Source organism: Ktedonobacter racemifer DSM 44963, from assembly GCF_000178855.1.
Taxonomy (GTDB): Bacteria; Chloroflexota; Ktedonobacteria; order Ktedonobacterales; family Ktedonobacteraceae; genus Ktedonobacter; species Ktedonobacter racemifer.
The window spans coordinates 950,014-974,673 of the sequence record NZ_ADVG01000001.1 but is presented as its reverse complement, the minus strand read 5'-3'; the positions used below and the strand labels follow the sequence as shown (position 1 = coordinate 974,673).

The 24,660-nt window shown below is 54.0% G+C and carries 18 protein-coding genes and 3 pseudogenes; 13 read left to right on the top strand and 8 right to left on the bottom strand.

Annotated features, from left to right (window positions below; genetic code table 11):
• Positions 1-299 precede the first annotated feature (299 nt).
• The 4 genes from KRAC_RS04455 to KRAC_RS04440 all read left to right on the top strand — a co-directional run bounded on the left by KRAC_RS04455 (position 300) and on the right by KRAC_RS04440 (position 3,866).
• On the top strand, positions 300-1,475 hold the full coding sequence (locus KRAC_RS04455; protein ID WP_007904810.1) for an ISL3 family transposase: 1,176 nt from the start codon (positions 300-302) through the stop codon (positions 1,473-1,475).
• Positions 1,468-2,019: a transposase gene (locus tag KRAC_RS75485; RefSeq protein ID WP_007904809.1), complete on the top strand. Its 552-nt coding sequence runs from the start codon at positions 1,468-1,470 to the stop codon at positions 2,017-2,019. The genes KRAC_RS04455 and KRAC_RS75485 overlap by 8 nt, the downstream gene beginning before the upstream one ends.
• Before the next feature lie 253 nt (positions 2,020-2,272).
• Positions 2,273-2,662: a hypothetical protein gene (locus KRAC_RS04445; RefSeq protein ID WP_157506304.1), complete on the top strand. Its 390-nt coding sequence runs from the start codon at positions 2,273-2,275 to the stop codon at positions 2,660-2,662.
• 277 nt (positions 2,663-2,939) lie between these two features.
• On the top strand, positions 2,940-3,866 hold the full coding sequence (locus KRAC_RS04440; RefSeq protein WP_040441898.1) for a C39 family peptidase: 927 nt from the start codon (positions 2,940-2,942) through the stop codon (positions 3,864-3,866).
• Between the two features lie 101 nt (positions 3,867-3,967).
• On the opposite strand, the gene KRAC_RS04435 is transcribed toward KRAC_RS04440, so the two are convergent.
• The 5 genes and pseudogenes from KRAC_RS04435 to KRAC_RS04410 form a co-directional block, all read right to left on the bottom strand.
• Positions 3,968-5,080: a L,D-transpeptidase gene (locus tag KRAC_RS04435; RefSeq protein WP_007904806.1), complete on the bottom strand. Its 1,113-nt coding sequence runs from the start codon at positions 5,078-5,080 to the stop codon at positions 3,968-3,970.
• A gap of 147 nt (positions 5,081-5,227) precedes the next feature.
• Positions 5,228-6,028 (bottom strand): inositol monophosphatase family protein, encoded by an 801-nt coding sequence (locus KRAC_RS04430; RefSeq protein WP_007904804.1) that lies wholly within the window; start codon positions 6,026-6,028, stop codon positions 5,228-5,230.
• A 360-nt stretch (positions 6,029-6,388) separates the two neighbouring features.
• Entirely contained in the window at positions 6,389-7,063 is a 675-nt protein-coding gene (locus KRAC_RS75480) for a group II intron reverse transcriptase/maturase (protein ID WP_052567962.1), read from the bottom strand.
• A gap of 175 nt (positions 7,064-7,238) precedes the next feature.
• On the bottom strand, positions 7,239-8,249 hold the full coding sequence (locus KRAC_RS75475) for a reverse transcriptase domain-containing protein (RefSeq protein ID WP_052567960.1): 1,011 nt from the start codon (positions 8,247-8,249) through the stop codon (positions 7,239-7,241).
• A gap of 1,128 nt (positions 8,250-9,377) precedes the next feature.
• Positions 9,378-9,953, bottom strand: a pseudogene (locus tag KRAC_RS04410) (RNA-guided endonuclease InsQ/TnpB family protein); the annotation flags it as partial.
• Between the two features lie 140 nt (positions 9,954-10,093).
• Here KRAC_RS04410 and KRAC_RS65300 point away from each other — a divergent pair.
• A pseudogene (locus KRAC_RS65300) lies at positions 10,094-11,258 on the top strand (RNA-guided endonuclease InsQ/TnpB family protein).
• Between the two features lie 108 nt (positions 11,259-11,366).
• Here KRAC_RS65300 and KRAC_RS04400 read toward each other — a convergent pair.
• Positions 11,367-12,033 (bottom strand): annotated as a pseudogene (locus KRAC_RS04400) (nuclease/transposase family protein); the annotation flags it as partial.
• Between the two features lie 397 nt (positions 12,034-12,430).
• On the opposite strand from KRAC_RS04400, the gene KRAC_RS04395 reads away from it, so the two are divergent.
• Both KRAC_RS04395 and KRAC_RS04390 read left to right on the top strand, forming a co-directional pair.
• Positions 12,431-13,015, top strand: coding sequence for an IS607 family transposase (locus KRAC_RS04395; protein ID WP_007904801.1), 585 nt, complete (start codon positions 12,431-12,433; stop codon positions 13,013-13,015).
• Positions 13,002-14,300, top strand: a complete 1,299-nt coding sequence (locus KRAC_RS04390) for an RNA-guided endonuclease InsQ/TnpB family protein (protein WP_007904800.1) — start codon at positions 13,002-13,004, stop codon at positions 14,298-14,300. Before KRAC_RS04395 ends, KRAC_RS04390 begins: the two co-directional genes overlap by 14 nt.
• On the opposite strand, the gene KRAC_RS04385 is transcribed toward KRAC_RS04390, so the two are convergent.
• Positions 14,287-15,366, bottom strand: coding sequence for a DNA methyltransferase (locus KRAC_RS04385; protein ID WP_157506303.1), 1,080 nt, complete (start codon positions 15,364-15,366; stop codon positions 14,287-14,289). The genes KRAC_RS04390 and KRAC_RS04385 overlap by 14 nt on opposite strands.
• 187 nt (positions 15,367-15,553) lie before the next feature.
• Between KRAC_RS04385 and KRAC_RS04380 the strand changes: the two genes are divergently transcribed.
• Both KRAC_RS04380 and KRAC_RS04375 read left to right on the top strand, forming a co-directional pair.
• Complete coding sequence (locus tag KRAC_RS04380; RefSeq protein ID WP_007904798.1) at positions 15,554-16,879, top strand: hypothetical protein; 1,326 nt, start codon at positions 15,554-15,556, stop codon at positions 16,877-16,879.
• Between the two features lie 39 nt (positions 16,880-16,918).
• Complete coding sequence (locus KRAC_RS04375; RefSeq protein ID WP_007904795.1) at positions 16,919-17,317, top strand: hypothetical protein; 399 nt, start codon at positions 16,919-16,921, stop codon at positions 17,315-17,317.
• 78 nt (positions 17,318-17,395) lie between these two features.
• Here the strand turns inward: KRAC_RS04375 and KRAC_RS04370 are convergent, their stop codons facing one another.
• The gene (locus tag KRAC_RS04370) at positions 17,396-19,822 is read right to left on the bottom strand and encodes a S9 family peptidase (protein WP_007904794.1); all 2,427 of its coding nucleotides are present in this window, start codon (positions 19,820-19,822) and stop codon (positions 17,396-17,398) included.
• A gap of 289 nt (positions 19,823-20,111) precedes the next feature.
• Between KRAC_RS04370 and KRAC_RS04365 the strand changes: the two genes are divergently transcribed.
• The 4 genes from KRAC_RS04365 (at position 20,112) to KRAC_RS04350 (ending at position 24,432) form a co-directional block, all read left to right on the top strand.
• Entirely contained in the window at positions 20,112-20,858 is a 747-nt protein-coding gene (locus KRAC_RS04365; RefSeq protein ID WP_007904793.1) for a CBS domain-containing protein, read from the top strand.
• Positions 20,848-22,875, top strand: coding sequence for an acetoin utilization protein AcuC (locus KRAC_RS60725; RefSeq protein WP_007904791.1), 2,028 nt, complete (start codon positions 20,848-20,850; stop codon positions 22,873-22,875). The genes KRAC_RS04365 and KRAC_RS60725 overlap by 11 nt, the downstream gene beginning before the upstream one ends.
• A gap of 490 nt (positions 22,876-23,365) precedes the next feature.
• Complete coding sequence (locus tag KRAC_RS04355) at positions 23,366-24,001, top strand: RNA polymerase sigma factor (protein ID WP_007904790.1); 636 nt, start codon at positions 23,366-23,368, stop codon at positions 23,999-24,001.
• A gap of 116 nt (positions 24,002-24,117) precedes the next feature.
• Positions 24,118-24,432 (top strand): hypothetical protein, encoded by a 315-nt coding sequence (locus KRAC_RS04350; protein WP_007904789.1) that lies wholly within the window; start codon positions 24,118-24,120, stop codon positions 24,430-24,432.
• Positions 24,433-24,660: the final 228 nt, after the last annotated feature.

Sequence of the window (24,660 nt, the reverse complement as noted above, 5' to 3'; positions counted from 1 at the left end):
TGAGCTTCGCGCGCAAGCGTGAGACAAGAAAAGACGATGATCTTTCTTCATCCTGTGGAGAACACAGTGCGAAAGGAGAGCGATGCTTCCTCTCCACCCACCCAGCCCGAAAGGAACGCCCATTCATCCCCGCCTTAGAAAGAGCTGAAAATTAGGCTCATACGCATTTTTGCTGAGACAAACGTTCCACTTTTCCTCGTGCTGATTTGTTTATGCACTTTTAATAGCCTTTTACAGGAGGGAGCGATATACTGGCTTGCTGATTGAATTGTGGAATGGATAAAAGGAGTCCCACCTCAATGGCAAGCGTTTTGTTGCTCCCTGATCCTACCGTCCTCGCTCTGCTCGACGTTGAAGTGAATGAAGAGGCGAAGATAATCACTGCTACCGCAAAAACGACTTCAAAAGAGGCTCATTGCCCAGTGTGTGGGCATGCTGCGGATCGGGTTCACTCGCGCTATGTGCGTACTCTCGCCGATCTCCCATGCTCTGGGCAGCGGGTCCGCTGGCTCGTTCAGGTCCGCCGCTTCTGGTGTGAGAATACAGCGTGCTCTCGCACGATTTTTACCGAACGACTCCCCGTCTGTGCGCCTGCCCATGCTCGTCGAACGGTTCAGCAGGCTGCAGTGCTGTGTGAGGTGGCCTTTGCGCTGGGAGGCAAGGCTGGATCCCGGATCGCGAGACTGCTCAACATGGAAACCAGTCATGATACGTTGCTCCGACTCATGCAACGCAGCGAACCGCCTGTGGTGACCGCTCCTCGCATTTTAGGGTTGGACGATTTTGCGTGGAAGAAGGGCCACCGATGGGGGACGCTACTCATTGACCAAGAAACGCATAAGGTCGTTGATGTTTTGCCTGACAGGGAGGCGGAGACAGTGACCAGGTGGTTGGTGGATCACCCTGGTGTAGAAGTTATTAGCCGCGATCGAGCGGGAGCATATGCTGATGGGGCAAGAAAAGGAGCCCCACAGGCTCAACAAATCGCCGATCGCTTCCATCTCCTGGTGAACCTGCACAGTGCGATGGTTCGCTTGTTTGAGCGCAAACATGAGATCCTCAAACAGGTAGTGACCAAAGAACAGGCTCAGAACAAGGGGACAGCTTCCCATTGCAGCGAGCCTGACGCGCAGGGAAAAGACGAACCAAAACCCTTGACGCCCACCGAAGCGCAACGACAAGCACGGCATGCCAGACGCAAGAATCGCTATGAGGAGGTGATCAAGCTGCATGAACAAGGCATGAGTCAGGCTGCGATTGCCACCTTGGTTGGGCTCAATCGGAACACAGTTCATAGCTACATCCAGGCTCCGGAGTTTCTTGAACAAGCTCGATCCAGCAGGCATAAGAGCAAGCTTGATCCCTACAAAGACTATCTTCATCAGCGGTTTGCAGAAGGGCAACAGAATGTGACCCATCTGATTGCAGAAATTCGAGAACAAGGATGCGCGAGGGAGCAATACGATCGTGTTTGACTATCTCAGATCGCGTCGTGGAGAGCCTGCCTGGAGAGATGTCTATCAGCAGCGCAAACAGCAGATTGCCTGCGGGGTTTCCAAAAAGCCGCTTTCTGCCCACCAAGCGGCTTGGCTCTTTGTCTGTAATCCGCGCAAACTCAAATGGCGGCAAATCTGGTGGCAACTAGAGCCACTCCGAGTCGAAGATGAAGAGCTGGGAAGAGCGTATCATCTAGCACAGGATTTTCGTGCCATGATCACACAGCGACAAGTTGCTGTCCTACCACGCTGGCTCAAAGAGGCTGAGACATGTGGCATTCCCGAATTGCGCAGCCTGGCCGTAGGCGTCTATCGCGATTACCATGCGGTGTATGGTGCGCTTGAAACCTCGTACAGCAATGGACAAACCGAAGCTCAGGTCCATCGCCTGAAACTGATCAAAAGGCAGGCGTATGGCAGGGCGAGCTTTGAGCAGCTTCGTCTGCGGGTACTGCATGGATCGGGAGTGACGCATCAAGAGAATTTGAGAATGGAACGTTTGTCTCAGCAAAAATGCGTATGAGCCGAAAATTACCCGCATTTTACAATTGGGTTTTGCGGAACAGCACAAGAGGCCAACTTTTCCTGTTGGGCGTTTCACAAGCACATACATAGCGACTGGCTTCTGAAGACCCTCCAAAAAGATGTGGGTAAAAGACAGCCTTAGAAAGAGCGGGGCTTTCTGGGCCGTTCTCTGTAATGTTGTGTTTTGGTATTATTCGTGTATTTTGCTCTTTAACACGCTTGTTTTTGCGAAAGGTCCGGGTGCGCTTCCGATGAAATTGCAGACAATTCTTGATCCCGTTGAGGCCTCTCCTCCTGAGACACAGACACAACCTCTACGCCGCTCTGGCGGCTGGACCCCTTTTGCTCTTCCTCGTATTGGCCTCCATCTCCATAGCGACGGCGAGCAGTTGCTCCTGGCGAACCGGACCACCATCTCCTGGGTGATCTACCACAAATTTCACCAGCTTGGCGTTATCGATGCCGATGAGACGCTGTTGCTCTCCCTCCCCAAATATGGTTCCTTGAGTGTACGGCCTCATGGGACCAGCGATAATGCGGGGTTCTTGGTCCTGCCCTTGCACCATACCATTCAGCAGGTGGTAATTTACAGGCATGCGATGGGTGCAAATATAGAAATCTACGATATGAAGGGCATGTAATCTAAGGCGTATTCCTCCACCGACAATACGAAAAGTTGCTACCGTTGCGTTCTTTTCTCAAGAGAAGGACTTGCTGTCTCTCTGAATATGGGAAAGATTCCCATCATATGGCCGTTTTGGGGGATGGGTTAGTTGTGTGGCGAGTACCTGGGCTATACTTATGGATGGCTAATTATGAATGTAAAGATTCGGGGAAAGCGTAACGGCGCATCTTTCCATGCGCAAGCAAGGATTCTTGCGCCCCAGGGATTCTTACAATATAAATGGGGTTTTATATATGTCGGCTGCTGCCATCACATCATTTCTGACTGTCGTGATGCTGTCTATTGTTGCTTTTGTTGCCGTGAGTGCCTGGCGTGACCATCAACGTAATAAGCAGATGTTTGCCGCGCAAAATCGCCTCCCGGCTCACCCCCTGGATCGCCACGTGACCGCTATTTTACACCTGCATGATGGGCAGATTGTCTCCGTTGAGAAGCCTACAGGCGCGCTCATGCCTGTCTCGAAGCCGTCGCCCTGGTATCAGCACCGTCGCTCGCTGGTTTCAGTGGGCGTGCTTGTTCTCTTTGTGTTGGCACTCTTCGTGCAGACCGGAATCGCCGGTGGAAGCGTCAAGAGCTTTTCGCAGGGTCTGAGCCTGGGCCTGTTTAATACCTCCGCCAATGGCGATAAAGCGTATGAACCCACGAGCCATGGCATGCCTACCAGCGCTAGCTCGCTCCTGGTGCGGGTCGATTCGGCTGACCCTCATCAGTATGCCAACCTGTATCAACTCCAGGTCTGGAGCTACTCTTCCTGTTCAGGGATCGCCTTAGAGATGGTGATGAATGCCTACGGGCGTCATCTTATCGCCTCCGATGTGTTGACGCAGGAGCTAAAACTGGGGGTGTGGGACGTCAATCTTGGCCTTTTGCGCGAAGAGGGAATCGCGATGGCTGCTGATAGCTATGGCTTCAATGCCAGTGCCGGTCGGACGCGTACTCTGCAACAGGTCATTGATAGCGCAAATAGCGGTGCTCCGGTCATTGTCAGCGTGCGCGATTCCTTCTATTTTCCAGGTGGCCACTTCTTTGTCATTCGCGGTGGCGATAGTCAGAATGTCTATATTGCTGACTCTGCCCCCTCAAACTTCCAGCGTATGCCCCGTGCGATGTTTGTCGGGATGTGGCAGACGTTTAGTGCCGTGCTCACTCCACGCGAGTAGATGTGCGCAGTGTGTATCCCTTGCAGGGAATGCCTCTTATGAGAGAAGCGCCCTGGCAGCCTTCAGGCTGCCAGGGCGCTTCTCTCTACTTGTATATTGGGTTAGTAGATGAAGACGCCGGTATACAACTGGACGAAGTCGTAGACCTGGCTGGCGTTCTCCTTGGAGAGGTTGACGCAGCCGTGGGAGCCTTGCGAGGAGAAGGAGTCACCACTATCGTCGGCGTGGGGGAAGTTCGTTCCCGGGCCATAGTTGACGCGCCACCAGCTATCGTGGATGAAGTAGCCTTCGCTATGGTACTGCATGGCGAAGTTGATGGGCGTATCGGGATAGTAGTCGGGATTGCCTGGCTTGACTCCTGATTTAAAGACAGTCGGCGCTTTTTTGCCCTCTACCCACCAGGTTCCTGGCGGGGTTGGCTTATTGGGACGCCCGGTCGTGACCAGGAAGGCCTTGACCAGCTTCCCATGGTCGTAGAGGCGCATAGCCTCTTCACTGAGCGAGACGACCACCACTTTGCTGTTCATCTTGTTATAGTGTTTGAGCATGTCCATATCGCTCTGGTGGACCTGGTCGTAGGGCGCCTTATCAGCGCTCGCCTTTTTCATCTCCTGAAAATTGTACAGGTACATCTGCTCATTCTCGATGGCCTGCTGGTAGTCGGCGATGTTCTTCGCGCTATCCAGGTCATCTTGAATCCACCCACCAATACCATTGGAGCCGTATTCAAAGCCCAGCGGGTAGTTTGTATTGTCGTAGGTGTCATGATAGCTATGCCCATTGCCCCAGTCACTGACCTGTTTTGCCAGATTCTGTTGCAGATTCTTACTCTCGGTTTTGAGCGCGTTGAGCTGAATGGAGGCAATTTGGCCGTTAAGGGTATTCAGGGCAGTCTGGTAAGCAGACGCCGATTTTGCGCTGTCGAGTGCCTGCTTTGATGCGCTAAATTGTTGGTCATATGTGGTGGTATCGCCTCCCGATTGCTTCATCAGGGTGATCCATTGTTGAAAGGTTTGCAGCTTGGTATTGCCTTGATTCTTGAGCGAGGCATCAACCGTTGGCGTGGAAACGCTCGTCCCCGTGGTCTGATTCGCGGAGTTGGGCAGGCTGCTACACGCGCTCAAAAAGAGTAGGCCAAGAACGATCACACCTGGAAGTAGCCTGGTGAGCCGCCTAGATCTCTTGTCTTGATGATGGCGTTCTCTATTGTACATGGCCCCCTCTATCTCTCTAGCCAGCCTATCTGGCTCTCACATAGAAACATATGTATATATATGAATATTCGTCAATGGGAGCGTATCTGACACATCTTTATATATACAAGCGTACCTTTATCCTGTGGGGAAGAACAATGAGCCACTTCACAATAATTTTGTGAGAATGGCCTCATGTAACTCTTTTGTCCCGGCAACGACCAGTGAATAGCCCTCGGTCAGGTTCTGGATTGGACGCAAAGGGTTTCCCTGGTGATCGCTGACAACTCCCCCTGCCTCTAACACGATGCTGGCGGAGGCGAGGAATGATTCCCCCGTGACGACATCTCCCACATCTATATAGGCGTCGTATGTGCCGCTGGCGACATAGACGCAATCAATGGCTGTGCTTCCCGTACGGCGAATCTGACTGGTCGTAGGCGGCTTTGTCAGAAGATTGCGTACCACGCGTTCATCGCGCTTATCCAGGTTTAAACCCACCAGGCTATGTTTAAGACTGGTAGCATGACTGGTCTGGCAGCGCAGGCCATTGCGGAACGCTCCCTTTCCACGCTCAGCCTGGTAGACGCTCCCATTAAAGAGATCTCCCACAAGTGCCCATTGGACATGCTCGGGCACAACCGGGGCGTCAATAGGGAGGACTGCCATGGCCACGGCTGCGATCATAATGCCGCGCGCCACATTGGTAGAGCCGTCAATGGGATCAATAATGATCCGATACTGGACGTTGTCGCTGGTGGAAAGGGTTTCGCGTTCTTCCGTGACGATTTCAAAGCCATGCCCACTCTGGATCAGACCTTCGATAATAATATCTTCCGCGTCCCGATCGAATTGCATGGTCGTGTGCTTTGAGGATTGGTGATAGACTCTGGCTCTATCCCGGTCAAAGCGTTCGGTTTGCGAGTAGTGTCGCACCTGGCGAAAAAGTTGCTCTAGCAATTCAAGCATGGCTATTTTTGTTATTCCAATTTCTGACTACGCACATAGAAACTGCCTATGTATGCTCATTATAGCATACGACCAGGATTAGCCTCTCTCTATGTGGTATGCAAGCCAGTCAGTTACCTCACGCCTGAAGGCGGGGGCTTGTGTCCGTGTTCCACCTCAATTCACAATAGCGTTGCCGCCTTTGTGCTTTGGCTTCTTCGCACGACACATCAGGGGATACCGGTAGGGTAGACCGCCAGCGAGGTACTCTATCCGTTGCACATTAACAATCGAATAGCGTCCTTTTCCAACGGTCTCCCTCAGAACCGTGCGGGCACGATTTCCATGCACACGGCTCGCCAAGAATACCTTTGGTCCTCTTTAGCTTGGAATGTACGCTAGATCCGTCAGTTTTACAGCGTCGTATTCACCTCGGTGGATTTTTCCGTGACAGATTCCACAGACAGGGATTTGTTTTCGGTTAATTGCTCGGAGTATCCGGTTGAAGCCCATTGGTTCTCGTCGGTGAGAGAGCTTTCGTATATGCCGGACATGATGCATGACAATTTGCTCTGCGCTTTCTCCGCAAATGCAGCACGGCTTTCTTAGCTTGGAGCGTGTTTTCATCTGTGTCGCCATCCGAACTCGGTCTACATTTAGAGCAGTTTTGTCCTGGAAGGCGTCTCTGTTCTTTGACCAGTTCTGATTCGAGTAGAAAGAAACTTCTCTGTCTTTCTTTCCATCTTGGCCTTTGATGACGATACTCAGCTTTTTTCCAAAGCGTTTAAAGACTTTGGAAAGTGAGATTTTGTACTTCCTTGCCAGAGTTTTTGCTAACGAGAACCTGAGAATGTATTGGATTCGCCGTACTCTGGACCAGTTGTCGGTAAATCGGTAATAGTTCTGTATGCCTCGATTAACGCTGCTGTACAGACTGATAATCTGGTCTGTGTCCAGGTAGGCCCAGCCTGCTTTTCCGATGGGGAAGCCTTTCGCTGTGCAGAAGCCTCTTTCACTCAATCTCCTGATAAGCTTGGGTATAGGTGTTATTATCACCGTTTCCCAACCAGTAGATCGCCGTTTGACTTTCTTTCCTGACCTGCTGGTGGACAGCGTTATCTTAGCCGTCCCTCCGTTTCCGATCTTGAGGATCGTTCCCAGGAAGAAAGCTTCTTCAGCTTTGGCATTGGTGATGCGGGTCTTCTCTTCGCTCAGGGTAAGTTTGAGTGTTTCACTCAGGAAGTTTTTTATTTCCTGTTTGATTTCTTCTGCCAGTTCTTGACTTCCGCATATGCCGATGATCCAGTCGTCGGCATACCTCAGGTATTTGAGACGGATAAAGTGTGGATCGTTCACTACCATCGTTCACTACCCTAGATGGGAGTGTCCGCATTTGTGCGACCACTTTTCTGAATTCGTCGGTTTTGGTTCTGCCTTGCTTCACCATGACCCGCTTTTTCTCAGAAAGTCTATGGTAGAGGGGATTTCGGGCTTTTGTCTTTCCCTTTTCATGCCTCGTTTGGAGTTCTTCAACGAATTTGTCAAGTTCGTGGAGGTAAACATTGGCGAGAATGGGGCTGGCAATTGAGCCTTGTGGGGTTCCTACAAGGCTATCCTTCCTGGTCCCATGGAGGTCCATGTATCCTGCGTTCAGGAGTTTCCAGATGAGGTTGATAAACCGTTCATCCGTAATCTTTTTGCGCAGGATGGCGACCAGGGTCAAGTGATCCACTTCGTCGAAGCAGGCGCGAATGTCCCCTTCGATGTACCAGTTGATGGCTGGCCAGTTTTCTCTGATTTCTCGTAACGCCGTGTGGCAACTGTGATTGGGCCGGAAACCATGACTGGTTTCCTGGAAGTAAGGAGTGTGAGGGCTATCATAGATCGCCTCCAAGATCATGTAGATAGCTTGTTGTACGATTTTGTCTTTTGCGCTGGGGATGCCGAGTTTCCTCATTTTTCCGTTCGCCTTTGGGATAAAGCTCTGGCGGACAGGTTTGAATTGGAAAGATTCGGATCTCATCGCTTCAATGATCTCTCTGATGGTTTTGAGAGAAAAGCCGTCAAGGGTTTCTCCGTCCGTTCCAGGAGTCATGTTTCCAGGTTTTGACTTGATCTGTTCGTAGGCGATGATGTATAAGTCTTCCTTAAACATCAGCCTATAGAGATCGTCGTTTGTCCACTGTCTGTTGCTGTTGAGTTTCCGTAAGGTTTCCAGTCTCTCCGGGATCTTTTGACTCATCCAAGCCAACCCCTTTCAAGTGGAATGTATTCTCTAGAGTCCTTCCCCCTGTCTCGCCCATTACGGTGAGCATTTGGGGTAGGGTAAGAGGCCGGGTCCTGATGATTCAGGAGCACCAACCCCTCCCCTCCGAACGCAGCATGCACCTTTCGATGCACTACGCTCTCCAGAGGCCAGTGTCTTTTCAACACGACTCCCACAGCGGTCTTTTGACACATCCATGTCAACCGCCACTTTTGAGTCTGGCCTCCTGCGACCCTTTGTCAGATAAAATCCGACTCGTATGGTCGCTCCGTCACCTTGCGCTTTACAGCGTTTAGGCGATCCCTCAGTTCCTCCAAATGTCTCAGTCTGTACGTAGGTGCCCATTTCGTCACTTCCTGCTCCTTGCAGGCTGGCTCCAACGAGAGCTTGCAGGGGAAGTAGTACCGTTCCCCTGCACGTTGAACACAGGCGATAGTCCCTTCTCCTGTGGGCTGGCGTTTTTCCGCCATGACTTGGATTCAGCCAATCAAGACTTCACCTTATACAGCTTCGCTTGACTTCCCTCTGGCTCCTGGGACTGGAGCTTCACCAGCATTTTACACGACATGCTACTTTCCCTTCAGTCCTTTCGGTTGAAGGTATCTCCGTCCACTTACGTGGGCGAATAAGTCGCTGTGTTACTCACCTTGCTCTAGTGAGCTTACCCCGACGGGTAAGAGAGACATTTGTGGTACAAAGGCGCACTACTACGACTCCTCCGTCGCCATGCGTCTCGCGACGTGTAGGCGATCCCCAGGTTACACAGCGAACTCGGTTCGTACGTAGGTTCCCGCTCGTCGTTTCCTCTTCCCTAGAGGCCGGTTTTGATGGAAGCTCCACGGAAGTTCTTGTCTTCCTTCGTAGCATCAAACAGCAGGCATCGGCACTCGTTGGGCCTGCGGATGGGGGTGGCATCACCACGACTTGGGTTCAAACAATACAGTTTTCGCCGTATACGACCTAACTGACCAACATTTGGCTCGTAGTGCTCGAACTTCATTGGCCTTTTCGCACCATGCTGTTGTCCCCTCTGATCTTTCGATAGAAGGTAAGGTGCTGTTTTAGCTACCTTGCTTCAGTAGCGCCGTCCATTGACGGCAGAGTTCACTGCGCCTCTCTGGGCGCACACAAGATCCCCGTACGCACCCAGTCCTGCCGGGTGAGCAACGTTCGCAGCGCCACATTTCTGGCACCGATCAGGTCCGCATGGAGTCGATACCCACACTCCTGGCACACAAACAACCGCCCCAACAAGGGGCGGTTGTCAGGAGAGGCAAAGCTACATCTAGGGCAGGCCTGACTGGTGTGGTAGGCATCCACCTTGATGGCCAGACTGCCTGATAGCCTCGCCTTATAGGCGATGTAGCCATGGAGTTCGGCGAACGCCCACGAGGAGGCATGGCGATTGGCTCGCCGCTGCTTCTTGCTGGCTTTCCTTCCTCGCTTGCGCTTGGTGCGTTCGCGAATGTAGGTCAACTCTTCCAGACCAATGAGACTCTGAGGGTGCGCATGCACGATGCGTCGACTGATCAGGTGGTTGTGGTCCTGTTTCAACCGTCTCTCTCGTCCGCTGATGGCAAGCAAGCGTCGCGTCGCGGAACGAGTGCCTTTCTTCTGCAACCGCTTTCTCAGACGTGCATAGTGATCCGCCTTGGCGCGGATCTGTTTGCCAGGAAAAAAAAGAGAATGCAACTGTTTCCAAAAAAGTAGGAAAAAGGGATCAACCGTGGGCAAGACGCCACGCTTTCGGGCTTCTTGACAGATGAGAACGTTTGTCCTATGCTGAAGAAAATAGTAGGCAAGAGAAAGAGCAGAACCGCATGATTCGCGCCCATAAGATCAGACTGCATCCCACACCTGAGCAGGCCAACTCCCTTGCTCGTGCCGCAGGCGTTGCTCGCTTTGTGTGGAATTGGGCGCTGGCCGAATGGAACCGCCAATACGAAGCCGGGGAGAAACCCACTGCCTTGAAACTCAAGAAGCAGTTCAACCAGATCAGGCGGGAGCAATTCCCCTGGACCTGGGAAGTCACCAAGAACGCTTCTGATCAGCCCTTCCTGGATCTGGGCAAAGCCTTTATGACCTTTTTTGAAGGCAAGGCTCGCCCTCCGAAATACAAAAGCAAGAAACGCAGCAAGCCGAGCTTCTACCTTGCCAATGATCAGTTGGCACTCGGGGATCATCGCCTCTGGGTGCCCAAACTCGGATGGGTGAATATGGCAGAGAATCTGCGCTTTCACGGCAAGGTGACGGGCGCGCGGATCACGCGCGTCAGCGGATTGGTGGTTTGTTTCCATCCAGGTAGAAATGCCTGATCCCATCCCGGTGAAGAAACGAGCGGCCTGTGGCATCGATGTCGGACTGAACCGACTGGCGACCTTGAGTACGGGAGAGAAAGTCGAGAACCAAGCCTTTCTCAAAACGGCCCTGGGGAAACTGCGTCAGGCCAACAAACGCTTGCATCGTCGCAAACCGGGATCAAAAAACCGCGAGAAAGCGCGTAGACAGGTGGCACGACTCCATTATCGTATTACCTCTCTGAGAGACGATGTGCTCCACAAGTTGACCACCCAACTCGCTGAGAGTTATGGATGCATTGGCATCGAAGACCTCAACCTCAAGGGGCTGCTCAAGAATCGGCGGCTGTCTCGTTCGTTCTCTGACGCAGCATTGGGCAAGCTGCTCTCCCTGCTCGGGGCGAAGGTAGAGCAGCGGGGTGGACAGGTGATCAAGGTGGGACGCTTCTTTCCTTCGAGTAAGACCTGCCACTGCTGCGGCTGGAAGTGGGAAGCGATGACGCTCAAAGATCGCACCTTTGTCTGCCAGAATCCATCATGCCCCTATTCTCAGTTCCCGCAAGATCGCGATCACAATGCGGCTCAGAATGTGTTACGGGAAGCCCTTCGCTTGATCGGGTTGATGGATCAAGTCGTCTTCGGTACTGGCTCGGACGAGACGGAAAAGACGCCTGTGGACTTGGGGTAAGACCAATGGGCTTCGGCTCTGCGGCTCCTGGGAGTGAAGCAGGAACAACGAAAGGTGAAAGAAAACGATGCATGCATACGTTTTCCTACATTAATCGGAGCAGGTTTGTCCCGTGATGGTGGCTGTCACGGCCAGGTAGCGCTGACCAACGTCCACGCCAACGACCTGGGAATGGGTCTCGGGCGTTGGATCAGCCACCTCTAGTTCAAGGGAGACCAGGAGGTAGAACTGTTTACCTGGCTTGTCATACCAGAGCTTGGCAGCCCCGATGCTGGCTCCCTGCTGAATGAGGGCCACATGCCTCTCGTAGCCGCGGTAGGGGACCACGACTCGTCCCTGCAGGGTGAGGATACTGACCCGCTGCTCTTTCTTGAAGGAATAGTCACGCAGATAGTTGTAGGTGAGGGTCGGCGAGACGTACTTGGGTGGCTGATCGAGTCCCTTGTAGCGTTTCCTGGTCCAGCCGGCTTTGCGGGCCTGGGCATTGTGTCTGGCTTTGGTCCAGAGAGTCTTGTAGGTGGCTCCAACCTGTCGGGGAACATTACAGGCCATCTGGGCAGGCAAGCCAAACAGCAGACGGATATCATCGTAGCACGCCTGCTGCAAGGCGCGCTGATTGCTTGTCTTGCCATATGCAAAGCTGTAGCGACTCACGTGGTTCAAGGCATCACGATAGGCCAGCCGTGCCCCCGAATGGGGGTTGGGTCTCTCGCAAGACCGCGAACTGGGTGGGATCGGTCTGCAGTTTGAGCTTGGCCGTGATGACATGTTTCATGCGAACAAATGTACCATATTCGCTGATGTCTGTCAATGCCTTCCTTGTGTGCATTTGCCTCTCTCATCCTCTCCAAGAAGGAACGCCGCATTCTCCCCATGCGTGAACGACAGGGGACTCCTGCGGCGGTTTGTTGAAGATTTTAGCTTTTCCGTATGCAACTGTTTTGTGTAACTTCTCGCGCCCGTAGCTCCTCTATAATCCTGGGCATTTGCACACGGTGTGAGCTAAGCTGATGTGCGTTCGCATGTTGGCAACCCGCAGCACATTCACAACCAGGAAGATGTTGTACATGGTGTAAGCTAGCCTGATGTGGACTCGCATGAGGTATTGAAACCAATCATTGAAGTTATAGCGAATCCTCGACAATCACTGAGAATCCTGGTACACTTTTCCTATGAAACTCAGTGATTACGCAAAACAACAAGGGGTCCGCTATGAGACGGCCTGGCGCTGGTTCCGAGACGGCAAGATTCAGGGTCGACGCGTGGGAGCGCACACGATCCTGATCGATGAACCTGCAAGATCCGCCAGCCCGGTGAAAGCTGCGACGGTGGTGTACACCCGCGTCTCCTCAGCCGAGAACAAGGCGAACCTGGACAGTCAGGCGGAGCGGCTCGTGGCGTACTGTGCGGCTCGTGGCTATCAGGTGAGCAAGGTGGTCAAAGAAATTGGTTCGGGGGTCAACGACAATCGGCCCAAGTTTCTGGCGCTCCTGGCTGATCCCAACGTCGGGCGGATTGTCATTGAACACAAAGACCGGGGGACGCGCTTTGGCTTTCGCTATATTGAGACGCTCCTCACCGCTTACGGGCGGGAAATCGAGGTGGTCAATCAGGCCGAAAATGGGACCGAAGATCTGCTCACCGACCTGACGAGCATCATTTATAGCTTCTGTGCCAGACTCTATGGGCAGCGTCGAGCGAAACGAAAGACCGAGCGCATTGTCCAGGAATTGGAGGCGCAAGATGCAACTGGTTGAAAAGCATGTGATTGCGCAGACCGATCCGCGCTTTGCCTGCGTGGATGCAGCCTGTTTTGCCTCCAAGAATCTCTACAATGCCGCCCTCTATGAGTTGCGTCAAGCCTTCTTTTTGACCAACACCAGCCTCTCCTATCCTGCGCTGGATAAGCGGATGCAAGAGCACGAGGCCTACCGGGCGTTGCCTGCCAAAGTCGCGCAACAGGTGCTCAAGCAGGTCTGCACCGCCTGGTCGAGTTTCTGGGCGGCGCTTCTGGTGTATCGAGAGACCCCGGCAAAGTTCGTGGGGCGTCCTCAACTCCCAAAGTACTTGCCCAAGGCGAAGGGGCGTAACCTGCTCGTCTATACCATGCAAGCGGTGAGCCGGGGCAAACGGACCCTGGATCGGGGGATCATCCAGCCCTCGCAACTGGGCATCCAGGTGAAAACCCGGCAAGACCCCAAAGCCATCGCGCAGGTGCGCATGGTTCCCAAAGTGGGCTATGTAGTGGTCGAAGTCATCTCTGAACACGAACCCACCGTCACGGCGGTTGATCCTGATCTGCTCGCCGGACTCGATCTGGGTATGGATAATCTGGCCACGCTAACTTCAAACAAACCGGGCTTTGTCCCGGTGATTGTTAACGGGCGCGGCATCAAGTCCTGTAACCAGTATTATAACAAACAACGAGCAGTGCTCCAGAAATCCCTCGGACATCCTGGCCGAAGTCGGCGCGTGGAACAGTTGACGACTCGACGCAACCGGCGGATCGAGCACGACCTGCATACGTCCAGCCGCTTCCTGATTGATCTTTTGGTCGCCGAGGGGATCGGGACGTTGATCATCGGCAAGAATCCGTTGCAAAAACAAGAGATCCGCTTAGGGAAGCGTACCAATCAGCACTTTGTGCAGATCCCGCATGCGCGCTTCATTCAGATGCTCCAGTATAAAGCGGAACTGGTCGGCATTCGCGTGATCCTCACCGAAGAGTCGTACACGAGCAAAGCCAGCTTGCTTGATCTCGACCCCCTGCCCGTGTATCGCAAAGGCGAGCAGGTGGCCTACCAGTTTAGCGGCAAGCGCATCGAGCGGGGACTGTATCGAGCAGCCGATGGGCGAGTCATCCATGCTGATGTCAATGGCGCAGGGAATATTATCCGCAAAGTAGCTCCTGGAGCTTTCGAGCGCAAGGGAGTAGAGGATGGGGAGTGCAGGGTCCATCTGCCGGTAGTCCATCCGGTGAGGAAGCCATTCCCTCACAAACCCGCTCGCGAGAAAATCCTGGCTCCTGTCAGGATTCGCTAGTCGCGACGGAACTATGGTGTGTATATAGCCTTTTGTAAGGGTAGTGCAGCGTGTATTGCTGGAGTCGCTGGCTGGTGGTGGTAATGGCCAGCTCACTCTTGTCGCAGGCAATCCATCTCCGTTTCAGGTGCTCCGCCACGATTGGCGTGACTCCACTGCCACAGAAGCAGTCCATGACCAGGTCGTCCTCCTCGGATGAAGCCAGGAGAATGCGTTCCAGGAGCGCGGCGGGCTTCTGCGTGGCGTAGCCTGTACGCTCGGGATCGCGCTGGTGCAGATGGCTGATATCGCTCCAGACATCGCTGGGAGGGATGAGCGTATCTTCGTTATAGGTATAGAGCTTTCCCGCTGATTTAATTGTCCAGCTAATCTGTCCATCTGGCCCCACCACCTGGCGCATATGGTTGCGTTTCTGCGCTCCACGTCGTTCACCGATGCGCTCTTTATGGAAGCAATAGTCCCCGGACTTGGTGTAGAACAGGATGGTGTCATGTTTGCGCGTATAGTAGCGCCTGGTCTGTCCCCCGCTCTGGTAGTGCCAGATGATCTCATTTTTAAAGCCCGGCCCATTGCCCTGAACGTTGAAGCCAAAAATTTCATCCAGCATCACTTTAACATAGTGGCTGGTGCGCCAGTCGAGATGAAGGTACATGCTGCCAGTCGGGGCAAGGAGTTGATGGAGGGTCTGGAGAATGGGATAGAGCCATTGCAAGTAGGCATCGATGTCATTGTTCCAGGTATCGCTATAGGCCAGTTGCTCTTTGCGGCCAAAGGTGCGCCCGGTCATAAAGGGTGGGTCAATGTAGATGAGATTGACCTGATCACGAAAGAGTGGGAGGAGAGCTGGCAAAATATCCTGGTTATCACCCCAGATGAGCCGGTTAGACCATCCAGGCTCATTATTGACTTCTGATGTTTCTTCCATGGTAATCAACTCAATGGGCGGGCGTGAGACCGCTAAATTGCTCCCCTCCGTGCCACCCATTTGCTGCTGTTTCTTTTTCCATACCAGTTCGGCCATCTGCTCTTGCTCCTGCTCGCTATGCTGTTCTTTTTTTGCCTTCAAACTGTACCATATGTCGCCTGGCTTGAAAAGGATGAGAGAGGGGCTGCCTATAGCCTCTTTAGGCTACCCCTCTGCATAGATAGGCTGCAATATAGTGGCATGCTCTGATATAGTTTGTATCGATGTGTTTATTGTTATGAGCTCCAACCGCTGAACTCTCTAAACGTAGATGTTGAGGTTATTTGCTATGCGGCGATATCTCTCTCTGACGATGCTTATTTTGACTGTGGGCCTGGTGTTGCTTCTGGCCGCCTGTAGCCCAAAGAGTGGCTCTGTGCCTTCAGGTATCCCCGATACTGGCAATGGTACTCCGGCCGTGCTTGTTTCGCCCACCCCCACGCTACAGGCTGCTTCTGCTGGCTCAAAGGTTGGCTTCTATACCTTTGTGCGTCAGAATCAGCTCTGGATGGCGCTCAATAGCGAAAATGCGACTCAGGTAACCCATTTCGACTTCTCGCAGGCGCCGGAGGTGTTCTGGCAGTCTCCTGCCTGGTCGCCTGACCATAAACACCTTTCTTATCTCTTTAATGCCCTGCCCGCGGGCGTTGGTGGTGGTGGTTGCCCCGAGCCAGATTATACCGCTACCAGTAGCCTGTATGTGCTTGACACCAGTACCCAGCAATTGACGTCCATCACCCTGCCCCAGGTCGTGACAGATGCCAGAGCGGAGGGAAAACCTCGTAGCGATTCCTGGCAGTACGCCTTCTGGGAGGATGCGCAACATCTCCTGGCATGGTACAATGGCGTTACAGGAAAAACAAGCAATGATGCGGGCCTCTACCGCTATGATGTGCAGACGCATCGCCTGAGTAAGGTCGTTTCGAGCGAGCAGCTGGGCGCAACCTCGCCTATCAATGCTCAGCAGGGGCAGTCGATGTTGCTCTCATTGCGCTATCGCCAGGGACAGCTCTATTATGAGACGGTAGAACAGCCTGGGCAGCAAGATAGCCGCCTGGCGATTTATCGTCTGTCGGTCAATGACGCAGGCGCGCCGCGCCAGCAGGTCGTGGAATTAGGCAAGGAGAACTGGTGTGCTGGAGGACAAAGCAGTGCGCTAACTCAGCCCGGTTGGGATGTCTCGCCCGATGGGACGAAGCTCGTTGTGCAGAAGATTGAGAATGGAACGCCGGGTCAGGAGGCCAGTTCGCTCGATATTGTGCCGGTTGATGGAAGCGCCACGCAAAAGGTATTTTCGCAAGCGCCTACAACTTTTCTGGCACAGAATGTGTTGCTGCGTTGGAGTCCTCAAGGGAACGCTGTTGCGGCCTCCGAACGGCATCATATTACTGATCAGGGACCGTACCTGGTCTCCCTCGATCACCCGCAAGATACCCAGGCGTATGCGCCTTTCGTCTCAGGAGCTGTCTCCTGGCGCAGCGATGGGCAAGCCTTCGCGCTACAGAGCAGTGAGGTCGCCGAAGGTATGGTGCCCTCTGACGTCTACTTGTTTGCTCCTGGCGAAAAGAACGCGCGTCTCTTAGAGAAAGATGCCCGCGTGTTCTCCTGGGGATAAAAATTTTCTTGGGATAAAAAAATTCGGGGATACGTTCGCATGCAATTAGCAATTCTGTCTTTACTCAGTATTATTGCATATATTGGTGGTTTAGTACTCATCTTGCGCATCTCTCCCAGGATGTTGGGGGCGGCCTTTGATGAGCCGCGCTTTATGGGGCTGGCCATTCTTGAAATCCTGGGTGCTATTCTGATGTTTGGCGCGGTGGTGATCACCTTCGCGGTCTTTAATGGCGCCTTTCCTATACGCGTCCTGGATTTTGTCTTCCTGGTAGGTATCTTTATTGTCTCGGCCAGGGTGGCTCTGTATAGTTTTCAGCCACCGGCCCATATGTTGCGTCGCACGCACCGGGTCTCGCGTATTATTACAGCCGCCTTTGGTATCTTCCTGGCGCTAGCGGCCATATTCTACGTCGTCCAAATCTTTACCGCCAGTTAATTAGTAGTAGGAGAAGCATAAAACGCCTGGCAGCCAGAGGCTGCCGGGCGTTTTATGCTTCTCCTACTACTCTTAATCCTACAAAAAATGCTCGAACCAGGCAATGGTGCGGCGCAGGCGGTCCAGGCGCTGCCTGGGTGTACCCACGGCTGGCCAATCCATCAGATGACTGGTGTTGGGATAGCGCACCAGTTGCACCATCTGCTTGCGCTTGCGTAGTTGCACAAACAACTGGATCGATTCGCTGGTGGGACAGCGCAGGTCGTTCTCGGCATGCAAGAGCAGGAGCGGTGTCGTGATGCGCTCGACATAGGTCAGTGGCGAGCGCTCGCGCTGTAGCTCTGGGCTTGTGAGCGAGAGGTTGAACCAGAGCGCCTGATCCGAGAGCATGCTGGCGTGAGTAATATCGCTGATGCCGTTGCGGCTGACGGCAGCCTTAAAACGCTCGGTTTGCGTAATGGCCCAGTTTGTCATATAGCCACCATAGCTGATACCGCCGATGCCCAGGCGCTCACCATCAACGGGTTCGTTCGCAATCATGGCATCGACACCAGCCATGAGGTCCGCGTAGTCGGCGCCTCCCCAATCGTTGAGGACGGCGCGGCAAAAATCTTCGCCATAGCCAGCACTTCCCCGTGGATTGGGCGCCAGGACTGCATATCCTCGCCCCGCCAGGACCTGAAATTCATGGACATAGCTATCCCCCCAGGCCAGGGAGGGACCACCATGTGGTGCCAGGATGAGTGGCGCACGTCTCCCCTGTTCAATCGTTGGTAGGTAGAGCCAGCCCTCGATCTCCGTCGTGCCATCGCCCCCCTTCCAGGTCACCTTTTTCGGACGAAGTAACTGACGTTGGCGTAGCAGTGCGTCGTTGACGCTGGTGAGCTTGCGTAAATTTTCGCCATTCCCATCCATGCCCCAGACGTCGCCGGGGGTAAACCAGTCCGCGCGCACCAGGGCGATGGTCTGCCCATCGCGTGAGAGTTGGGGCGAGAGGTAGCGTCCATTACCGCGCGTGAGCTGTTCAATCGTATTCTTTGTGGGGTTTATGCGATAGAGGTGAATTTGCCCATGGGTCTGCCCTGGAACCAGGAGCGCCTGCCCATCCGGGGACCATTGAGGCGCTACGAGGTAGTCGGTGCGTAGCTCATCGATAATCCACATCTGGGAGTTGATGTCTTCGGCTCCCGTGGCGGCGGGACGCGGCGTCTCCTGCCCATTAGCCGCGACGATCCAGGGGGAGATATTGCTCGCCTCTGTCTGGTCGGGTGAGCGCAAGTAGGCAATAGACCTGCCATCAGGTGACCAGGAAGGCATCTGGGCCAGTTCTTCCTCTGGCGTCAAACGGCGCAATTGTCCCGTTGCCAGGGTCAGCACCCAGAGGGCCGCGCTCACGCTCAGGTCGGGATCGGCCCGGCGATTGGCGCTAAAGACGATCTCGCTGCCATCGGGCGACCAGCAGACCTGGGTGAGATCGACTGGTTCGGAGGTGAGGCGGGTCGTCGTGCCATCCAATCCTAGCAGCCAGAGTTGTTCATGTCGACCATGCTTATAGCCTGCACCATCCCAATGGCTGGCCAGGCGCATCACGACATAGGAGGTCTCTTCTCCCTGTCCCGATCCTTGCTCGTCAGCAGCCTTCCAGGCGCTGTGGGCGAGAAGTATCGCGCCATCGGGTCGCCAGCTATACTCGGAGACACCCAGGGGGAGATTACTCAGCTGGCGGGCCTCGCCGCCCCGCAAGGGGAGGAGATAGATCTGTGGTGTGCCCTCTCTATCGCTTAAGAAGGAGAGATAGCGTCCATCGGGCGACCAGCGAGGCGCGTAATCATGCTGTGTGCCACTGCTGACCTGCCAGGGAGACTGAGTCTTGCCACCCCTGCTCTCTACGATCCAGATGGCGCTGCTCGTGCTATTGGTCTCCGTATCGCATTGGAGCACACTAAACGCGATGCGTTTGCCATCGGGTGAGATCTGTGGCTCCCCCACGACACGTAATTGTGCCAGGTCCTCAATACTCATAAAGGGAAGGGCTGGTATCGTGGGGGCCGGCTGCTCTTTGGGGGCAGGTGTAAAGGCTTCAACGGGAACGCTCACCGTTGCCGGGGTCTCTTCGGAAGCGCGTAGTATGGGTGGCACGGTCACCGCGCTCTCGCGATCTTCCTCCGGGTGGATCGTAGGTGAAATGGCGGCTGCCCCTGGCTGAGTTTGTTTCTCTTCTAGCTCTAGTGGCAGATCGACATCGGTTGTGGGTTCTGTTGGATTGTCTATCGTGTTTGCTGCTGCTTCTGCCACATCGTCCCTGGTGGAAGATGCTGCGTTCTCGTTTGCTGGGCGTTCGGGAACGGTGCTATCGCCCAGGGGATGGATTGTAGCCTCATCGATGTTTGGCTCGCCTGGAATGGGGTGCTCTTGTTCCGCGTTGCGTGTTTGCCCTCCTGGACTCGTTTGATCATCGGATGCTTGCATAGGACGTGGCGTTGTGTGTTCAGTATTTTCGGCCATTGGCTATATTCCTCATCTCTTTAAAAATTTGTATCTCTATCTTCAGGATAGACGCGTGTAGATGGCTGCGTATGTAGCCTGGCGTGATAAAGTGTGATGTTCTTTCTCTACGCATATTTACGGTGGGTACACGAAGAAGTTGTGAAGAGTGGCTGGTTAATATGCTATGATACAAACTGTTTCCACCGGAGGTCGTTTTTCTCTATTTTGTTGCGTCTCTGTACTGCTGCCTCTCTCCGACTAAGGGGAGACTGCGTCGCCTCCGTTCTGGCGTGTAGGGAGGGAATAGATGATTGTTCGCGATATTATGTCCACCAATCTAACGACAGTCGCTCCAGATGCTACGCTTGCCCATGCTGTCAATTTGTTGCGCCAACATGGCTTCCACCATCTGCCCGTGGCGCGTGTACGTCATGTGGCCGATCCAGAAGCAAAGAGCAAGAAGAAGCATAAGACGTTGCTCTTGCTTGAAGGTATGCTGACCTCTCACGATATCGATATGCTGGCGGCCCTCGCGCGCCAGGAAGCCTCCAGTAGAGCGCTGCAACGCTCCTGGCTTGAGCGCCGTGTCGTGGAGGTAATGCATCGTGCCTTGATTCGTGTGACGCCAAACACGAGCGTCCCCTCTGCCGCGCAAATCCTGGTCGAGCGAAACTTGAACTACCTGCCCGTGGTCTCCTATGAGCAGCTTGACGGCGAGAGTAAGGCGGTCCTGGTGGGCCTGGTAACGCGCAGCGATCTCCTGGTGGCTCTCTCGCGTGCCATGGGGGCTTTTGAGCCAGGAATGCAACTGACTTTGACGCTGCCCCTGGGGGATATTACGCCCCTGGCGCGCTTCCTGGACATTGCCTCGCAGATGCATGTGCATATTCGCAGCGTGCTCGCGTCTCCCTCCGAAGGTGGAGTGCCCTCCCTTGCCGTTGTGCGCCTGGGTACAATTAATCCAGCTCCCCTGCTGATGCGCTTGCAACAGGAGGGTATTCAATATGCATTTGGTGCTTCGCCAGCAGAAGGGGATACTATTCATGCCGAATGAGATCACACCATCGACCAGCACGCAGGCAGACAACCACTCCACCCTGGCTCGCTTACTCTTCGATACAGAGGAGTTACGTTACAATTTTGGCCCTCAGCATCCCTTGCAGCCAGCGCGCTTAAGCGCCCTGATGGATCTTCTGGAGTGCTCTGGCCTCTGGAACCCCAAGGACGAGGATACCTGTTTGCCCCTGCGCCAGGCTACTTATGAAGAACTGAGCCTGGTGCATGAGCCTGAGTATATTCAGGCGGTGCACCGCCTGAGCCAGCCGCCGGAGGATGAGAGCAACGCGAGCCAGCGCGAAGAGCGTCAGCGCCTGGAGCTGCGCTTCGGCTTTGGCGGTGATGATACACCTGCCTTGCCCGGCATGCACGAGGTTGCCGCGCGTATCGCAGGGGGAACGCTGGTTGCGCTATCGACGGTGATGGGCCTGCCAGAGGGAGAGAGCTTGCCGGAGCAGGAGCGCCCCCTGCGCGTCTTTCATCCCTCGGGGGGTCTGCATCACGCCTGGCAGGACCGGGCCTCAGGCTTTTGTGTCTATAATGACGTGGCCATTGCCATCGCGCACGTCTTGCAGGCCAGCGAGGCCAAGGTGCTCTACATCGATTTTGACGCCCATCATGGCGATGGTGTACAGCGCGCCTTCTATGATGACCCTCGCGTGATGACGATCTCGCTGCATGAGACGGGGCGCTATCTCTTTCCAGGGACTGGAGATGTCCTGGAGACCGGGAGTGGTAGTGGGCGCGGCTTCGCGGTCAATGTGCCGCTGGAACCCTTCACCGAGGACGACTCCTATATTGAGATGATGGAAGCGCTACTCTTGCCGCTGGTGGCCTCATTCTCGCCCGATGTGATTGTGACGCAACATGGTTGTGACACCCATGCCTGGGACCCGCTGACACACCTGAGCCTGACGATGCGTGGCATTCGTGCCCAGGTCAAGATGGCTCGCCGCCTGGCGGATGCATATAGCCAGGGGCGCTGGGTGGCCGTCGGTGGTGGTGGTTATGCGCTCTATCGTGTGGTTCCGCGTGCCTGGAGCATGGTCTGGGCCGAGATGACGGGGCAGGAGTTGCCAGAGATGTTGCCCGAGTCGTGGGTTGAGCGCTGGCGTCCTATCTGGCTCGCGGTCAGGGAGGATGATGAGGCGGCGCAGTCGGTGATGGGGAAATCCTCCATGCCACACGACTTTCCGCTCACCTTTATGGACCGCGTGGAGCATTTTCCCGCCCAGCCACGACGAATGTCGATCAGCAGCACCAATCGCCACACGGCGGCCCTGGTGCGCCACCTGGTGATTCCCCCCTCGGTGCGCCAGGCCTTCCCTGCTGGACGCCATCGCTCGCCCCTGGCGGGCCTCTTCGACCTCCTCCATCTCAATCGAGATCCCACGACATCGCCCTCGCGTAGTCGCTCGTTGGAGACCCCTAGAGGCCCTTTACTCTTGCGTGACTTCTGCCCGGTCTCGCTGGTGGAGCGTTTGCGGCCCGACCCCGGTTTGCGCACCTTTGCTCGTCTGCCCGAGCGCGAGCATCAATTACTGCTCGATATTGCGCGTAGTCCTGATTGCGCGCTAACCCTGGCTCATACTCCCCTTGGAGCCATTGTAGGCCAGGTTACCATTGCCCCCGCTGATGAGTGGTGGGAGGGCATCGAGAATCTCTACGAGGTCGCGATTGAAGTCAGCTCCGATTGGCGTGGTGCGGGTATTGCGCGCAATATGCTGGCCTTTGCCCTGGAACTGGACACCCTTGAAGATATGATTCTCTTCGCCATTGGCCTCTCCTGGCACTGGGACACAGAGAGCCTGGGCATCTCTGTCTATCGCTATCGCGAACTGATCTCGCGCCTCTTCGGCTCGCAAGGCTTTATCGAGTATCCCACCACCGAACCCAATGTGAGCATGGAGCCAAGCAACGTCCTGCTGGCGCGCATCGGCAAGCGCGTGGACAAGCGCACCGCGAACCAGTTCCTGAGCCGTTTACTAAGCTCTCCCAACCTCGCACGCATTTAAGTTTTTCAGAAAGCACAGCACAAAGCTTAAGCCCAGCTAGCAATGCTTAAGAATTGCTTGGGCAGAGGCCTCTTCACACCGCTGAAGGGGCCTTTTTCTATCCTCCCTGCTTGCGAGGTAAATGCCTTTGTGTAACGATGTATCTAAACGTTCCAAGATGTGTTATTTGGCTGTCTTAGCACATCCGAAGTCTCGCAATAGTTAACGATTTGTATCTCTTTGGGATTGGCGCTTCGTACTATATGTAGGTATCTCGCAGTTCCAACCTCACCCCGCCCCTGGAAAAGCTTAGAGATCGCTTAGAGAATGATTAGAGGAAGATTAGGAATCGATTAAATTCTCTCTAAGCTTAAGCTTATATGGGCTTAATGTTGTTAGTTTACGCTTAAAGTCGTTTATTGCAGAGTTTATAACCCCCAAAAATACTTGAATTCCCAACCTGAAGAGGCTACTCTATAGAGGACAAAGAGAAAGCGAGGTTGGAACAAGAATGCAAGTACGTGAACGCTCTAAATCCCAGGCGAAGAATGAAGCCGCTCAAATTACAGATGGTATGCTCGTCCAGCGCACAATGGCTGGCGATCAGACTGGTTTTGAAATGCTGGTCAGCCGCTATAAAGTGGCGCTGTTTAACTTTATCTGCCATTGCCTTGGCGACTATGACCTGGCAAACGATATTCTTCAGCAAGTATTCTTGCAGCTGTATATTTCCATGCCAAAGCTGCGCACCGGCGAGCCTTTGAAGGCATGGTTATTCCAGGTCGCGCGTAATCGTTGTCTCGATGAGCTGCGCCGCAAGCGTGCGATTCACTTCTCCGAGTTGGAGTCTTCCAGCGACGATGATGATCTTTCTCCGCTGGATATCATGCCCGACAATAGCCCACTGCCTGATGAGACTGCTGAACATAATGATTTGAAGCGCGCCTTGCGCCAGGCTATCGACAATCTCCCTCCCAAGTTTCGTTCGGTTGTCTTACTGCGTTACGCAGGTCAGTTGAGCTTCTCAGAGATTGGTCGTACCTTGAAAATGCCTGAGGCGACCGCGAAGACCTACTTCCAGCGTGCGCGCCCATTGCTACGTCAGGCACTTGCGCTCCAGTGGCAGACATTGAAGTCTACTATCTAAGCTAACAAAGGAATTTTTTAAAAATTAGATAAGAATGCTTGGAAATCTGAAACTCCTTTCTTATGTTGTTCGTGATATGCTTAGAAGCAATACATACGAACAAAGAGGGAGCAGATATGGACAAGCAGTCATTTGATAAAGATTTCTTCAATGCAGATATTGTAAATAATATCGAGAACGCTGATGATTTCATGGCGGATGATGAGGTTGACAGGCTCTTCAGCCAGCTTGGGCAGATGGAGCCGCCAGCGGGGATTATTGAGAATATTCTAAATACTGTCTCGCGTTTGCCTCTGCCTCAGTATCTCTCGGATGAGGACATCGAAGAGGCGATGAAGTCGCTACGCTCGTCTGAGCAGGAGCCTGAGGACTCGATTGTGGTTTCGCTCGACGGCCTGGTGGCGCCTACTCCTCACCTACAGCACTCATAGGTGCTGGCTAGAAGGAGGTGGGGTATGGGGAAAAGACCCAGACTCGTGCTGATTCGTTCAGGACCATGGATGCTGCCACATGCAGAAATTTCTTGTGGCATCCATGGTTTCTTTTTTTTAAGCAAAACAACCGATTTCTAAGCCATTTCTAAGCTTTCTGCTCAAAGCTTGTCTCTCTGGCTATCTAGAAACCGGTTGTGTATCTGTTCCAGGCTAAAGCGCTGGTAT

Bases quoted from the DNA above. Each gene is read 5' to 3' on its own strand.
- KRAC_RS04455 (WP_007904810.1), top strand. From the start codon at position 300: ATGGCAAGCGTTTTGTTGCTCCCTGATCCTACCGTCCTCGCTCTGCTC.
- KRAC_RS04445 (WP_157506304.1), top strand. From the start codon at position 2,273: ATGAAATTGCAGACAATTCTTGATCCCGTTGAGGCCTCTCCTCCTGAG.
- KRAC_RS04440 (WP_040441898.1), top strand. From the start codon at position 2,940: ATGTCGGCTGCTGCCATCACATCATTTCTGACTGTCGTGATGCTGTCT.
- KRAC_RS04435 (WP_007904806.1), bottom strand. From the start codon at position 5,080: ATGTACAATAGAGAACGCCATCATCAAGACAAGAGATCTAGGCGGCTC.
- KRAC_RS04430 (WP_007904804.1), bottom strand. From the start codon at position 6,028: ATGCTTGAATTGCTAGAGCAACTTTTTCGCCAGGTGCGACACTACTCG.
- KRAC_RS75475 (WP_052567960.1), bottom strand. From the start codon at position 8,249: ATGAGTCAAAAGATCCCGGAGAGACTGGAAACCTTACGGAAACTCAAC.
- KRAC_RS04395 (WP_007904801.1), top strand. From the start codon at position 12,431: ATGAAACTCAGTGATTACGCAAAACAACAAGGGGTCCGCTATGAGACG.
- KRAC_RS04390 (WP_007904800.1), top strand. From the start codon at position 13,002: ATGCAACTGGTTGAAAAGCATGTGATTGCGCAGACCGATCCGCGCTTT.
- KRAC_RS04380 (WP_007904798.1), top strand. From the start codon at position 15,554: ATGCGGCGATATCTCTCTCTGACGATGCTTATTTTGACTGTGGGCCTG.
- KRAC_RS04375 (WP_007904795.1), top strand. From the start codon at position 16,919: ATGCAATTAGCAATTCTGTCTTTACTCAGTATTATTGCATATATTGGT.
- KRAC_RS04370 (WP_007904794.1), bottom strand. From the start codon at position 19,822: ATGGCCGAAAATACTGAACACACAACGCCACGTCCTATGCAAGCATCC.
- KRAC_RS04365 (WP_007904793.1), top strand. From the start codon at position 20,112: ATGATTGTTCGCGATATTATGTCCACCAATCTAACGACAGTCGCTCCA.
- KRAC_RS60725 (WP_007904791.1), top strand. From the start codon at position 20,848: ATGCCGAATGAGATCACACCATCGACCAGCACGCAGGCAGACAACCAC.
- KRAC_RS04355 (WP_007904790.1), top strand. From the start codon at position 23,366: ATGCAAGTACGTGAACGCTCTAAATCCCAGGCGAAGAATGAAGCCGCT.
- KRAC_RS04350 (WP_007904789.1), top strand. From the start codon at position 24,118: ATGGACAAGCAGTCATTTGATAAAGATTTCTTCAATGCAGATATTGTA.